8 protein-coding genes are annotated in these 13,899 nt (G+C 63.6%); 2 read left to right on the forward strand and 6 right to left on the reverse strand.

Annotated features, from left to right (window positions below):
• Positions 1–358: 358 nt before the first annotated feature.
• The 4 genes from ACN8ZM_RS23655 to ACN8ZM_RS23670 form a co-directional block, all read right to left on the reverse strand.
• Positions 359–2,167 carry a serine aminopeptidase domain-containing protein gene (locus tag ACN8ZM_RS23655; RefSeq protein WP_420212547.1) on the reverse strand — a complete coding sequence of 603 codons (1,809 nt, stop codon included), beginning with the start codon at positions 2,165–2,167 and terminating at the stop codon, positions 359–361.
• Between the two features lie 370 nt (positions 2,168–2,537).
• Complete coding sequence (locus ACN8ZM_RS23660) at positions 2,538–3,722, reverse strand: polysaccharide biosynthesis/export family protein (RefSeq protein WP_420212548.1); 1,185 nt, start codon at positions 3,720–3,722, stop codon at positions 2,538–2,540.
• A 546-nt stretch (positions 3,723–4,268) separates the two neighbouring features.
• A complete protein-coding gene (locus tag ACN8ZM_RS23665) occupies positions 4,269–6,659 on the reverse strand; it encodes a hypothetical protein (protein WP_420212549.1) in 2,391 nt (796 codons plus the stop codon).
• 198 nt (positions 6,660–6,857) lie between these two features.
• Positions 6,858–9,287: a glycosyl hydrolase family 28-related protein gene (locus ACN8ZM_RS23670; protein WP_420212550.1), complete on the reverse strand. Its 2,430-nt coding sequence runs from the start codon at positions 9,285–9,287 to the stop codon at positions 6,858–6,860.
• A 591-nt stretch (positions 9,288–9,878) separates the two neighbouring features.
• Between ACN8ZM_RS23670 and ACN8ZM_RS23675 the strand changes: the two genes are divergently transcribed.
• Positions 9,879–12,080, forward strand: coding sequence for a glycoside hydrolase family 3 C-terminal domain-containing protein (locus tag ACN8ZM_RS23675; RefSeq protein ID WP_089453143.1), 2,202 nt, complete (start codon positions 9,879–9,881; stop codon positions 12,078–12,080).
• A gap of 67 nt (positions 12,081–12,147) precedes the next feature.
• On the opposite strand, the gene ACN8ZM_RS23680 is transcribed toward ACN8ZM_RS23675, so the two are convergent.
• Complete coding sequence (locus tag ACN8ZM_RS23680; protein ID WP_420212551.1) at positions 12,148–12,318, reverse strand: hypothetical protein; 171 nt, start codon at positions 12,316–12,318, stop codon at positions 12,148–12,150.
• Positions 12,318–12,896 (reverse strand): DUF4865 family protein, encoded by a 579-nt coding sequence (locus ACN8ZM_RS23685; RefSeq protein ID WP_420212552.1) that lies wholly within the window; start codon positions 12,894–12,896, stop codon positions 12,318–12,320. Before ACN8ZM_RS23685 ends, ACN8ZM_RS23680 begins: the two co-directional genes overlap by 1 nt.
• A gap of 127 nt (positions 12,897–13,023) precedes the next feature.
• On the opposite strand from ACN8ZM_RS23685, the gene ACN8ZM_RS23690 reads away from it, so the two are divergent.
• Positions 13,024–13,881, forward strand: a complete 858-nt coding sequence (locus tag ACN8ZM_RS23690; RefSeq protein WP_420212553.1) for a LysR family transcriptional regulator — start codon at positions 13,024–13,026, stop codon at positions 13,879–13,881.
• Positions 13,882–13,899 lie beyond the last annotated feature (18 nt).

Here is a 13,899-nt window from a genome sequence, read left to right on the forward strand (position 1 = left end):
GCGGCTCGGCGCTCGGGCTCCACGAGCCCGCGCCAAACCGACCTGCATGCTCGGCCTGCCGCGCGCGGCGTTTGGTCGTGTTTCGGCATTCGTGGCGGTTTCGTTGCATCGGCATTCCTGAACGGCCTCGTGGCGCCGACGCCGTTGCAGGCGGAACGACACGAGAAAAGGACACCGCCACGATAATGTTTCGGACACCGGGGATCTGTTCGCACGGTTACTTACGGGCGGTTTCAAACAGGTGTCCCGGCGCACCCGGGCGTGTTACGGTCCGTGCACCGTCCGCCTGCCAGCCGTTCAGTCGTCCGCGAATGGCCGGCCCCGCCGCGTTTGCGTCTGTCCGGTGCTTGCCGAAATGCTACGGAATCGCGCGTTTCGTCTTCGTTTCCGCTTTTGTTTGCGCAATGACGCCGACGCCAGCGACAGGCACCGCCGGCGCATGCCAGCCAACCAGCAACGCAGCGCATCGATCGATCACGTATTGCGCAGCGACCGCACCGTGCAGCGAGTGATCGAGTGCATCCTGCGTGTCGACCGATACATTCGGCAAGTGCGCGAACGCACCGGACGATGCCGAACCGAAATTCCGGACCATGACGTCGACGCCCGCGTCGAACGTACCGTAGATCAGATGAGTCTGGATGCCACGCGCAGACATGTCGCGCAGCAAGCCACGGGGCGTGTCCTTGCCCGGCCCCCGGCCGACACGCTCCATGAAGCGCCTGACCGGTACGCTCATGACATCGGTGACGAAACGGAAGAGCGCACGTAATACCGGGCGCAGGTCGCGCCCCTCGGTCAGCAGGCGGCGCCACTTGTCGAGGTTGCGCAACGAGGCGGCATAGCCGCGCATCGAATTGGTCTGGTTATTGACGACGTTCGCGAGCATCTGCCCGCGCGGCCATATGAAAACCGGGAGATTGACCGCGATCACGCCGGCCAGTGGCCCCTGCGCGGCCGCATGAAGCGACGCGTACGCCCCTGAGCAGATCCCGAACGCAACGACTTTGTGGTGGCCGGCATCTTTCAGCCAACGCGCGGCCGCAACCATGTCGCCAATCGCCTGGTCCGAGTACGGAATGTCCGTCTGGTCGTCACGCGCACGCTGGCTGCTATCGCCAATCCCGCTCGAATCGATACGCAGGCTGCGGATGCCGAGCCCCGCGAGCGAACGGGCCAGTCGAACGGCGAGGCGCCCGTCGGCGATGCGCGGATTGGCGGCCGTATTGGCGATCAGCAAGGTGGGCGCACCGGCGCATACTCTGTCGCCGGCCGGTTCACACAACACCCCGACCAGCGATTGCGGGCCGACTCGGACCACATGTTCGACGCAGCCGTTGCCCTCCAGGGCGACTCCGCGCACGGGGCGTTGCGTGGTGACGCGAACGACCGTATCCGCACCGTCGTCGATCCAGTTCGCGATCGTATCGGGCAACGCATCGGGCAGCCGTGACCAGAGCGGTTCGCGCATCGCAACCGCCCAGTCCTGGCACGTATGAACGCTCACCGGGACACCCCGTGCCTGCAGTGCGTCCGACAGCGCAGCACTGTCGCCGTACGGTGCATCGACGAGCAACGCACGCGTCGGCAACGTGCACATGTTCGCGGCAGCGTGGCTCAGGTCGATGCGCCGGAGCGCGCCGACGAGATCGTCGGGATACGCATGGCCGAGTACGTTGAACGGCCGTTCGTGGCGAACCGCATCTCGTACGGTCGGCGGCACGTTGTCGAGCCAACGCTGTGCGACGAGGGAAAGCTCGCGCACATAGCTGCGACCACGCACGACGGGCGCAACTGCGACGAAACGCGTGAGCCCCGGCATGCCATCGGCCGCAAGGAGTGCCAACGCCGCGCCGGCGCGCACGCCGACGAGCGTCAGGCTGTCCGGCGCAACGCGTTCGTGCAGTGTCCGAACGGCCCGCTGGATGCTCGCGAGCATGCGCTCGAAGCGATCCGCATCCTGTTCATCGCCTAGCGAATCGCCGCTCGCCGGATAGTGAAACCTTAGCACCGGGAAGCCACGATCGGCGAGATGCTCGGCGAGTGAGCGCACCAGTTTATGAAGCCAAAGCGCCTCGTGGCCGAGCGGTTCGCAAATGACGATGCCATGAGAGCGATTGCCCTCGTGAAGCCAGCCGACGCATCCATCGAACTGGATGGGTGTCATGGTTTGGTCCTTGTTGTAAGTGTCTGACGGGCCGGATTTCAATGCGTGCTTGCCGCAGGCCATGGGGCAAGGGGTCGATCGCTACTCGCATGAACGAAGGGACGTGCGCGCCGGATGCGCGAACGTTCGCCGAGAACCACCCCGATCCGCGGACTCTTCGTCGTTGAGATTGCTTTTGAGAATGTACTTAATTCGCATTCCGTCATATCGCCATTTTTCACGCCGGATGACCTCGATGCGTCAGGCAGACGGCCCCGCTCGAATGTCTACGGGTAGTAGATCATTCATTTCTGACGTATTCCGTACGTCACATTACAATTTCAATACACCGAACCACACCGTCGCACGATCAAGTCATTCGGTACGCGCTTCACGGTGTAACGGCGCGGGCCGTCAACGCACCCTGGGCTGCAGACGGAATCAGCAGGTTCACGACGCGGCTCCAGCGCACCAGCGATGAGGCGTCGACGAATACGACGTCGCGCCGCTCGAGCGCAAACTGATCGGCGAGCGCGTACGATGCCGGCGCACTTCCGTCCAGGTGATAGACCTGCGGCCGGTTGCCGGGCCCGCGGCGCACCACGTAGATCTGTCGCGCGTCCGACGTGTACTGACTCACGCCGCCCGTGTCGCCGAGCGCTTCGCCCAGGCTCATTCGCCCGTCGGTCAACGTCAACGTCGCCGGGCGCGACACCTCACCGAGCACGAACACCTTCGCGTCGCTCGTCGCACGCACGCGCACCAGATCGCCGTCGCGCAGCAGGATGTTCGACGGATTCACGCCGGCCGCAATCATCGCCGGCAAGCTCACGTTCACCGTCTTGCCCCCCCGCGTCACCGTGACTTGCGACCGATCGGCCGCGGTCGTGAAGCCGCCTGCGCGATCGATCGCTTCGGGCAACGTCATCGGCATGTCGTTGACGATCTGCAACCCGGGCGTGCGCACTTCGCCGTCGAGATAGACGCGCTTGCTGCGATACGCCTGGATGCGCAGCGCAATCTGCGGCTTGCGCACGGTTTCGCCGAGTCGCCTGGTCAGCGCCGTGCGAGCCTCCGCTTCGGTCATCCCTGCCACGTGTACGAGGCCGGCGTATGCAAATTGCACGTTGCCGCTCGCGTCGACCGTGTAGCCCGCCGCGACCGAGTTGGTGCCGATATTGTCGCCATTCGTCGCCTGGGCCGTGGGCAGGTTCAGTTCCGGGTGATCCCATACGACGATGTTCAGCACGTCGCCGGGACCGATGACGTACGCCTTCGGCGTGCCGAACAAGTTCCGGACCTCGGCGTCGACGCTGGCGGAACGCGTAGCGTGCTGCTGCTCGACAAACGCCGGCGTGATCTCGATCAGGTCCTCGCTCGACACGTTCTGCACGCCGTCGAGGCCGCCCGCGCCCGATGCGGCGCCCCCCACGCGCGCATTCGCGTCGCGTTCGGCAGGCGCGTGGTAGGTCATGCCGGGCGCAAATGCACATGCGCTCAGCGCACACACGGTCACCGCCGCCGCAAGCCGTCGCGGTGAACCGAGCCTCGATATGGTTTGTGTAGTCGTTGACATCGTATGTTTCCAAACAGTGCAGAAACCCGCCCAACATGACGGATTACCGCATTACGCTTGCCGGCACGGCCCGCGCTGCATTGCCGCGCATCCCTTGTCACCGCACGTCAGTCCGTGCAGGTCATCATGAGCGGCACCATGTCGCGCTTGTCTGCATCCTGTCGGCCGCCACACTCCACGACAACGTACTGCGCACCGGCGCACGCATGCATCGCCGCGTCGAACGCCGCCCGACAGGAATCGGGCAATGCGCGCTGGCGCAACCCTGCCGGTCGTGCTCCGGCCGGGTTGCTCACCCGCTGATACTTGATTGGACACTGCCTGGCGCCGTGTGTATGTGAGCAACCCCACCGAAAACCTATCTTCATACAAACATCTGATCGGGCCCCGAGGATCACGCCCCTGCCCGGCCGACCACACTGCCTGAATCCGGCGCCCGGCCGCCGCGAGCGCGGTCGCCGGATTCGTCGTTGCAAAAAAAAAAGCGCACCGATCGGTGCGCGTTGCGGTGGAGGACCCTGTCACCAGGTGGCTAGGGGAACGTTGTCAACCGCCGCACCATTTGTTCAGCGTCGCGTCGAACGTGAACGTCAGAACCTGACCGATTGCCATGACCACATTCGCCCCGGTCGTCGTCTGAAGGTTCGCGTTATTCGCAATCGTGCAGTTCCCGTTGGTCGCAACGATCTTGACCGACTGACCATCAATGCCGCCGGTCAGGTTCGTCAGCGTCGTCGGCAACGCATAGTTCGCCGTCAGTTTGCTGATACCGGTCACGCTCGGCGTCGAGCTTGTGCCGACGAAGCCGTTTGACCAAAGCGCCATTGCATTGCCGGCGCTGTCAGCCGTCGGCGCGCCATAGCTATAGCGAACCAGCCCCGTGGCATTCTCGATGTGAAACTGCCAGGGCCAGATTTGCAGAAGGCGCCCGCTTGCCCATGCGCTATTGACTGCGCGCCCGTAGCGGTCCTCCGGAATATATTTGTAGCGGCCGGCCACACCATTGCCTTGCGACGCGTCGACGCAAATCTTCGAGAAGTATTCACCGGCCGGGATGTACGACGTACTGGATAAGGACGGCGTAAACGTATAGGTGTCCGTTCCTGCCGTCACGCTTCCGGCACGCGTAATGGTGCCGGTGACACCGAAGATCGTCGCCAGCGTCGTGTCGCCGGTCCCGTTGGCCGCATTGACCGGCATGAAAATCGACAGGTTCGGTGTCGTGCCGAACGACCAGCCCGGAATCGCCACGGCCCCCGTACCATTCAGCACGATCGCTGAGCCGATCTGCTGGAACACGCTGTCGGTCTCGCAATCGATTCGTAGATTGTATGGGCCCTCGGTCGCGATAAAGACCGCTTCAGCACATCCGAAGAAGTTCCTGAACTTAATCGCGTTATAGCCGACGTTCCCGATGACCACGCCCTTTACCGTATTCGGGAATGCGAAGGTAAATTCATTGTCAGTTGGATAAACATTGAAATTCGGGTTCGGCAGAATCTCCGCCGCATAGTCGTTGCGGGCGCTCAACGGGAAGTTGATGTCGAACAGACAGTTGGTGACCTGCCCGACGACACTGAACATGCGCCCTCCACTCAGTCCCATCGTTTTCATGCGATCGTGCAGCACGATGTTGCGCGCCTGGATACCGTACAGCGGAAATCCCGTATTCGACGTTCGCCGGTCCTGCACGGCGAGCGCCGTGCCGTAGCTGAAGATGATGTCGATATTGTTCAGGTTGAACAGGTTCGACGAATCGGATCCGGGGGCGGCTGGACTGTCATCAAGATAGATACCGAAGCTGGGCGTGTTCGTCGACAGGTCGCCGCAATGCCTGATCTTCATCGTATCCAGATTGACTTCGCGTACGTCGGCGCGCGCTTGCGTCGATCCGCTTCCGGTATCCATCCACAGCACGCCACCACCCCTGAAATACAGGCAGTTCACGTGCGCGACGTCGAGCCAGTCCACGTTGCCTTGCAATACCAATCCATGTTGAAGCGATGCACACGCGCGATTTCCCTGAAGGGTAAAGTCACGCAGCACGCAACCGGCCAGGACGGCCGTGTTGGATGTCCATGACACGTTGCCTGTTTGCGGCAGATCCGTCGCTTCGTTATTGAAACCCGCGTTCAGCACCGTCAGGCATTGACCGCTGACGCCGGCGCCAAACTGGATGATCGAGGTGCGCGCCGAATGCCCGAACAAGGCTATCGGCTTCGTGATCGCTGGAAGCGCGCTACCCGAATAGTAGACTCCGGCCGGAAGATCGCCCTTAGCCGGCCAGATGGTCATCAGGTAGTTCAACCAGGCCGTCAGGGCCGGGCCGTCGTCGCTGCCGTAGACCACATTCGCAGCCGTGGCGGAGGCACTGGCTGCTTTCGCGAGCGTCACTTGCGTTGCGCTGACGAACGCCGCGATCGTGGTCGAGACCACAAGCGTCGCGACGCCACTTGCATTGGTCGTCGCGATATCGATTCGCTTGCCCACATCCGCAGCCGTGAATGCTGCCGACGCCGACGTCAACGCCGTCGACCCCGACGTCGTTACCCCGTCATTGACGATCCTCGTGTTGCCCTTCGCGCCGAAGTATTTGGCGCTGACCGGCAAGTTGGCAGGCAGTGCTGCCGGCAGATCGATCCATACCTGCGTGGTGCCCGCTGCGAGGTTGACGACAGCCCCGCCGTTGCTCGACGCCAATACGGTGGTCCGCGACAGCGTATTCCCGCTGACGTTGTACGTGCCGATTCCGATCTCCCAGTTTCCACTCGGGGAACCGACACCGGTCACGGCCTGCAACCCGTAATAGAAGGTATCTGCATTTGCACAAACGGACGAAAACGAACGGAATCCGGTCATTGCCCCCGCTAGAGAAAGCGCCCCCGTGCCGGTAGTCGTCGTCGTTTCCTGAACACGATCCTGAAGCTGGAATGCCATATCGATTCTCGAGGTGTGGTTGATGGATACGCTTGATGAATGTTGATGAAAACGTCGCATGCGCCGTGTCGACCGGCGCGTTTGATTCGGGCTTCTCGCAGCCACAGCGGGCGAGCCGCGCGGCCGTCCCGCTGATCCGGCGGATCGGTATGATCCTGACTTCCCCTCGCCGCCTGGATGCCGACCTGAAGACGTGCGTTACTGCCCGAGTCGGGGAATCATCGTGACCGTTGGCGCGGCGCTATAGGTGACCGTCATCGCGTCGCCCGGCTTGAGATCGATCAACCCGTTCGTCAATCCGGACGCATAGGCGGCCTGCCCGTTTCGGGACACACCGATCGACGACACGGTGCCGCCGGCGATCGACATGCTGACCGCACTCGGGTTGCTGTTCGCGAACGTCCACGGTGAAGCCCCCACCGTCTGCACGACCGGCGTCAGTTGCACGCCGAAGCCGACAAAGCCGTTTTGCGCAACGTTGTCTTCGCTCCACGACGTATAGGCCCATGAGGTCGACGAGATCAGTACGTCGATTGCACGGGGATAGTTGACCGGCTGGGCCATATAGTTTCCCCGCAGCTTGAGCGACGCGCCGGCCGTGAGCGCGCCGACCGTGATGAGGCGAGCGAAGCCGTTGCAGCAGCCGATATTCTCCCCAGTGTTGCCGCTGATCTCCGTGAACGACGTGCAGGATCCGTCCACGTAGATACCGTCCTTGGAAATGCCGGACATTTGATTCTTCGAAACGATGCACCCACGGGTGTTGTAAAGCGTGATCCCGGAAACGGCGCTCAGTCCACCGGTCCCGGTGAACGTGATCGACGCGCCACTGGCAATTCCGCTGCCCGTGACATTGCTGGACAGCGTAACGGTCGGGCCATTTCCGTTACCGGAAACCGACGTCACGTACGTGCCGACCGAGATATTCGCTCCGGATACGCCTTGCCCCACCGCACAACCGCGTGCCGACGGGTACGGCGTGAACGTCAGCGTGTTGGTTCCCGCCGCCGCTGCGGCCGAGGTCGCAATCGTTTGAGACGTCATGCACACCATCGGCGTGAAGACGATGGACGTGCCGCTCGCCACCGTGCCGGTCGTCGGCTTGCTTAGCGTCACCAAATTCGCCGTCACGCCGATCACGAAGGTTCCGGCCGCGATGTTGGGTCCACTGACGCCCTGCCCGACCGACACGCCTGTCGTTTCGTTTCCCGGTGACCCGAAACCATAGTTGTCGTTGTAGGTCACGCCCGTCGTCGTGGCGAACGTCAACGATGTCGCGGCACTCGGAGCCGACGCGGTGGTCTTGATCGTCGCACCGAACAGGCCGACACCAGAAAAAATCACGGTCCCGCCGCTCGGCACGGTCGCATTCTTGTTCAGCGTGACCGTCGATACGCCGGCCGATACGACCGTGCCGATCGGCACGCTGGTCGATCCGTTGAAATACCAGGCCGTCATGCCGACGGCGACGCCAGGGGTATTGGCAAAGTTCAGCGTCGTCGATGCCGACGCCGCAGCGATCGTCGTCAACGGGAATCCGTTCTTGTTGTTCGGATCCCATGCATTGCTGATCGTGTTCTGAGAAATGTTGACGTGGATGTTGTTTCCGGCCGGCTGCCACAGACCGATCGGCGTGCCCGCGGCATTCTTGATCGTGTTGTTGACGATCGTGATGTTCGAATTATTGAATCCGGCCGTCGCGGTCACGACCAATGCGCCATAGCCGATCGGCCCGTTTGGCGAATTGACGATTGCGCCGATGTTGGATTGAACTCCGCACGTATCCAGAACGTTATTGGCGACCGTCACGTTGTCATTGCCGTACGACTGGTAAACGCTCGTCAACTCCGATGCCACATAAATACCGGCCGCCATCGGGTTATAGATCTGGTTGTCGGTCACCGTGATGTCTTGGGCACCTACGATCGCGATGCCGCGCGCATATTTGGTGCCGACCACCCGGTTGTTTGCGATCGTGACGCGGCAAGGCCGGACGCCCTCGTTGAAATAGCCAACCACCGCAAACGCGTCATCGCCGCCGTTGATCACCTCATTGTTCGTAATGGTGATATCCGAGCTTGCCTTGGTCACATGAATGCCGTCATGCCAGATATCGAGCAGCGTATTGCCGAACACCTTCCCGTTGGCGCAACTGCGCATGATGGCGCCGCCGCCGGCCGAGTTGTTGAACTTGCACCCCGAGATTTCAAACTGACTGCAGTCCTGCAAATTGAGTGAGCCGGCATTCTCGTCCGGATAGTAGGCGGTCGCATTCTTTGAAAAGAACTGCAGATTCTGAATTTTGAAATTACTGGCGCTGCGCCAGTAAATCACCGAATTCTGGCCTTGCGCTGTCGTGCATTGCAAGATCGAGTCCCACCCGGCTCCGATGATCGACGCCGTTGCCGTCAGCGTTGTGTTGTACAGATAGGTACCCGGCGGGAAATACAGCGGGATCCCGGCATTGAGCGCCACCTGGAGTGCCGCCGTATCGTCGGTCACACCGTCACCCATCACCCCGAATCGCCTCACGCTCATCGGGAGATCGACCAATTCCTGCAGAAGCGGGCGGGCGGTCAGGCCCGTTGCGGTACCTACAATGTATGTAGCCGGAAATTCTGCTGTCATTCAGGCGCTCCGTATCGTCGCAATTCAATCGCGATGGAAAGAAGTCAAAAAAGGGGAATCTGAAGAGCATGAGCGAGCACGATCGTTCGCACTCGCCCATTCCAGAATAGAAGCGCCATTCGTGACAAACCGTGCGCGACATGACTGAAGCCCGATTCGATGCGCACGCAACGACCCGGATCGCATGCACCGCCCGATTTCCCCGCAAACGCGCCTGCGGCAAGGTACTTCTTACCCAGCCACATCTCCATCATCGGGAACGATGACCGCCTTTCCACCCCGCTGCGCGACCGTGCCGAAGAAAGATCGGACATATCGGTATAAACACCGATGCTGTAGTCAAACTACATTCATACCATTAGTCGCTGCAGAGGATCGCTACATCCGATCCGGCAGCGTCGGGCGGCCCGTGCGTCACCGTCCGCGTGTACCGGTCGAGCCCAACCGGCCGTAACGATTCCCCGCCTGGCCTGGCATGCCGACGCGCAACCACCCTGCATCGCCAGCCGAATGCGTCCGGTGCGAATCCACCGGACGTGCGCAGCTCCAGACATCATCCGAACAACCGGCAATACGATCATGGAGAGCAACATGCGGGACACACTCTGGCCGGCCGTCGTGCTGGCAGCGACCCTCTGTACCACCGCCTACGCGGGCGACGCCGATTTCAACGCGCAGGGCGACGCCACCGATGCGTTCGCGTCGGCCGCGGCGGTCCGGCGCGCGGACCTGCTCGTGCGCAAGATGACGCTCGACGAAAAACTTCAATTCATTCATTCGCAATACGAAATGTCAAAGGTGCCGGGCGGCGGCGCCGGCTATATCCAGGGTGTGCCGCGGCTCGGCATTCCCGACCTGAACATGGTCGATTCGGCGACGGGTTCCGGCAGCACGTCGCAGGCCAGCACGACGTTCCCTGCGACGATCGCCGTCGCCGCGAGCTGGGATCGCCGCCTGTCGTACGACTACGGCAAGCAGGTCGCGATCCAGTTGCGCGCGCAAGGGTTCGGCATGGGGCTCGGCGGCGGCACCAACCTCGCGCGCGAACCGCGTGGCGGCCGCCTGTTCGAGTATCTCGGCGAGGATCCGCTGCTCGCCGGCGACCTGCTCGCCGAACGCACGCTCGCCACGCAGCGGCAGAAAGTCATCGCCACCATCAAGCACTACGCCGGCAACGAACAGGAGCACGGCCGGATGGGCGGCAACACGCAGATCGACGAGCGCACGCTGCGCGAGCTCTACCTGCTGCCGTTCGAGATCGCCGCGAAGCGCGGGCGGCCCGGCAGCGTGATGTGCAGCTACAACCGCCTGAACGGCGCGTATGCGTGCGAGAACCCTCACCTGCTGAACGACGTGCTGAAGAACGAATGGGGCTTCCAGGGCCAGGTGCAGTCCGACTGGGGCGCGACGCACAGCACCGCCGCCGCGATCAACGCCGGGCTCGACGAGGAGGAAGACGTCGGGCCGAGCGTGTACCTGACGCCGGCGGCGGTCAAGCAGGCCATCGCGAACGGCTCGGTGTCGACGGCACGACTCGACGACATGGTGCGGCGCAAGCTCGCGGTGATGATCCGCGTCGGGGTGATGGACGATCCGGCCAAGGGTGGCGGCACGATCGATTTCGCGGCCGCGAACCGGTTCTCTCAGGCCGCGTCCGAGCAGTCGATCGTGCTGCTGAAGAACGACGGCAACCAGTTGCCGCTCGCCGCGTCGGCGCTGGCGCGCATCGCGGTGATCGGCGGCCATGCCGACACGGCCGTGCTGTCCGGTGGCGGTTCGGGTAACACGCGCGACCCCGTATCGGGATCGTTCGCGGGCTGCGGCGGCCTGACGTTCGGGTCATCGACGGGATGCAGCTGGTGGCGCAATCCGTGGCTGAAGGTCGACGTGCCGATCGTCGCGGCCATCCGCGCGCTCGCGCCGGCCGCGCAGGTCACGTATGCGGGCAACAGCGACCAGCAATCGCCGTTCCGCGCGTACACGCAGCAGGAGATCGATCAGGCCGCGGCACTCGCGGGCCGTTCGGACGTTGCGATCGTCGTGGTCGCGCAGCCGGCCGGCGAGGATTTCGGCGATCTTCAGAGCCTGAGCCTCGCGAACCCGTCGAACCAGGATGCGCTCGTCGAAGCCGTCGCGCGCGCGAATCCGCACACGATCGTCGTCGTCCAGAGCGGCAACCCGGTGCTGATGCCGTGGAAGGACCAGGTGTCCGCGATCGTCGAGGCGTGGTATCCGGGCGAAGCCGGCGGCAAGGCCATCGCGAACGTGCTGTTCGGTGCGGTCAACCCGTCCGGCAAGCTGCCCGTCACGTTCCCCGCGCGCGATCAGGATTCGCCGACCTGGGGGCAAAACGGGGCGTTCGACAACGATCCCGTCTATGCGGAAAAGCTGAACATGGGCTATCGCTGGTATGACGCACGCAACATCAAGCCGATGTTCGAGTTCGGCTACGGGCTGTCGTACACGCACTTCGCGTATTCGGGGCTGTCGGTGTCGACGCAATGGGACGGGTCGCTGAGCGTCGCGTTCACGGTGCGCAACGACGGACGCGTCGCCGGCGCGGAAACGCCGCAGGTCTATCTTGGCGTGCCGTACAAGGACGAACCGCCGAAGCGGCTGGTCGGCTGGGAGAAGATCCGGCTGAATCCTGGCGAGACGCGACGTGTACGTGTCACCGTGTCGCCGCGGATGCAAAGCGTGTGGGATACGTCGCGTAACGGCTGGCGCGTGGTGCCGGGCGGAACGGTGTATGTGGGTGCGTCGTCGCGGGATATCCGGTTGCAGGGGCACTGAGCAGGAATGCCCCCACGGTAGAGCCGCACACGTCTTGCGCGGTTCTACCGTATTCTCCCCGCGAACCTTACCGGAACAGCAACGCCAGCAACGTCGCGAGCACGGCAATGGCGGCGATCCCCGCCGCCATCCCGGTCAGATGCGCGGCGACCACCAGACCGGCCGGCAATCGCGTCGATGCCGCGCCGCCCGCCCCATCCGCCGGCCCGGCCCGCGCTTGCGACGCGACGCCGGTCATCACACCCCGCTCCCCTCGAGCGTATCGAGCAACGGCCGGGCCAGATGCAGGACCTGGTACACCGTGCCCGCGCCGTCATCGTCCGGTTCGTGTTCCGAAACGAGTACGCGCGTCAGCCGCCAGCGCAGCGGATCGAGGCTGACGGCGGCCGCGACGGTGCCCTGCCGCGCCGCCGCTTCGCGATTGCGTGCGACCTCCTGTGCCAGCGTGGCATCGAGGTCGGCATCCGCCGGAATATCGATCGCTTCCAGCCGCACGAAGCGCCCCGTCGACGCACGGCCCTTGCGCGCGTCGAGTGCGACCTGCACGTCGATCGGCGCGCGTCCGAAGCTGTCCGTCACGACCCGGAAGCGGCCGTCCGTGACGAACCCGGTGAACGCCTGTTCATTGCGCCACAGATAAAGGGACGCATAGCCGTTTTCCGTCGCGCCGTGGCGGCCGGCCTCGCGCAGCAGGAACCCCTTGAAGACCAGATCCGGCGTGTCGTCCCAGAGCCTGCCGCGCTCACGCACGCGATTGCGGATGATGTCGAGGTCGTAGTCCGCCGGCAGGCGGTGCACGTAGTACGCGGTCAGCATGATCGACTCCTGGGAAAGATATGGGAGATTCCGAACGGCTTGGGAACAGCGTAGAAGACCTTGAATCATTTGAAAATACGATGGCAGAATATTTCAATGATTTCATTTCTCAATGGATGAGTGTGCGATGAAAACGCTCGACATCGAAGCCGTGCAGGCGTTCGTGCTGACCGCCGACCTCAAGAGCTTCACGCGGGCCGCCGAGGCAATGGACACGACCCAGTCCGCGGTGAGCCTGAAGATCAAGCGGCTCGAAGACGGCCTCGGCCGCCGCCTGCTGGAACGCACGCCACGGCAGGTTCGCCTGTCGGCCGACGGCACGGCGTTCCTGGAGCCGGCGCGCGAACTCGTGGCCGCTCACCAGGGTGCGATCGGCGCGTTCGGTGCGGGCCAGCGGCGGCTGGTAATCGGCGTGAGCCATCATGTCGTCGGCGCCGATCTTCCAATGCTGCTTCGGCGCATGAGCGAAGCGGAACCGGGGCTCGTACTGGAGATCCGGGTTGCCGCATCGCGCGACGTGCTCGATGCGTTCGACCGCGGCCAGCTCGACGCCGCCGTCGCGCTGCAGCACGACAGCCGGCGGCTCGACGGTGAAACCCTGCTGTCGGAATCGTTCGGCTGGATGGCCGCGACCGACTTCGAGTACCATCCGCCGCAACCGCTGCGGCTCGCGACGCAGGCCGAGCCGTGCAGTGTGCGCCGCATGGCGATTGGCGCATTGGACGAAGCCGGCGTCGCCTGGACGGAAGTGTTCGTCGGTGGCGGCGTGGCGACGATCGGCGCGGCGGTATCCGCGGGGCTGGCGGTCGCCGCGCTCGGGCATCGCGTGGCGCCCGTCGGATCGGTTGAGGTGGGTGCGCGATACGGGCTGCCGCCCTTGCCGACGCGCGACGTGGTGCTCTACTCGAGCCTGACCGATGCGCGGGCCCGGCAGGCGCTGCGCACGCTCGGTGCGGCACTGCGTTCGTCGGTCGGCGTGCGGTGATGTCGTGCTTGAACAATC

Source organism: Burkholderia aenigmatica, from assembly GCF_048627025.1.
Lineage (GTDB): Bacteria > Pseudomonadota > Gammaproteobacteria > Burkholderiales > Burkholderiaceae > Burkholderia > Burkholderia aenigmatica.

What these genes read in the sequence shown, in the direction of transcription:
- ACN8ZM_RS23655 (WP_420212547.1), bottom strand. Translation starts at nt 2,167, where the DNA reads ATGACACCCATCCAGTTCGATGGATGCGTCGGCTGGCTTCACGAGGGC.
- ACN8ZM_RS23660 (WP_420212548.1), bottom strand. Translation starts at nt 3,722, where the DNA reads ATGTCAACGACTACACAAACCATATCGAGGCTCGGTTCACCGCGACGG.
- ACN8ZM_RS23665 (WP_420212549.1), bottom strand. Translation starts at nt 6,659, where the DNA reads ATGGCATTCCAGCTTCAGGATCGTGTTCAGGAAACGACGACGACTACC.
- ACN8ZM_RS23670 (WP_420212550.1), bottom strand. Translation starts at nt 9,287, where the DNA reads ATGACAGCAGAATTTCCGGCTACATACATTGTAGGTACCGCAACGGGC.
- ACN8ZM_RS23675 (WP_089453143.1), top strand. Translation starts at nt 9,879, where the DNA reads ATGCGGGACACACTCTGGCCGGCCGTCGTGCTGGCAGCGACCCTCTGT.
- ACN8ZM_RS23680 (WP_420212551.1), bottom strand. Translation starts at nt 12,318, where the DNA reads ATGACCGGCGTCGCGTCGCAAGCGCGGGCCGGGCCGGCGGATGGGGCG.
- ACN8ZM_RS23685 (WP_420212552.1), bottom strand. Translation starts at nt 12,896, where the DNA reads ATGCTGACCGCGTACTACGTGCACCGCCTGCCGGCGGACTACGACCTC.
- ACN8ZM_RS23690 (WP_420212553.1), top strand. Translation starts at nt 13,024, where the DNA reads ATGAAAACGCTCGACATCGAAGCCGTGCAGGCGTTCGTGCTGACCGCC.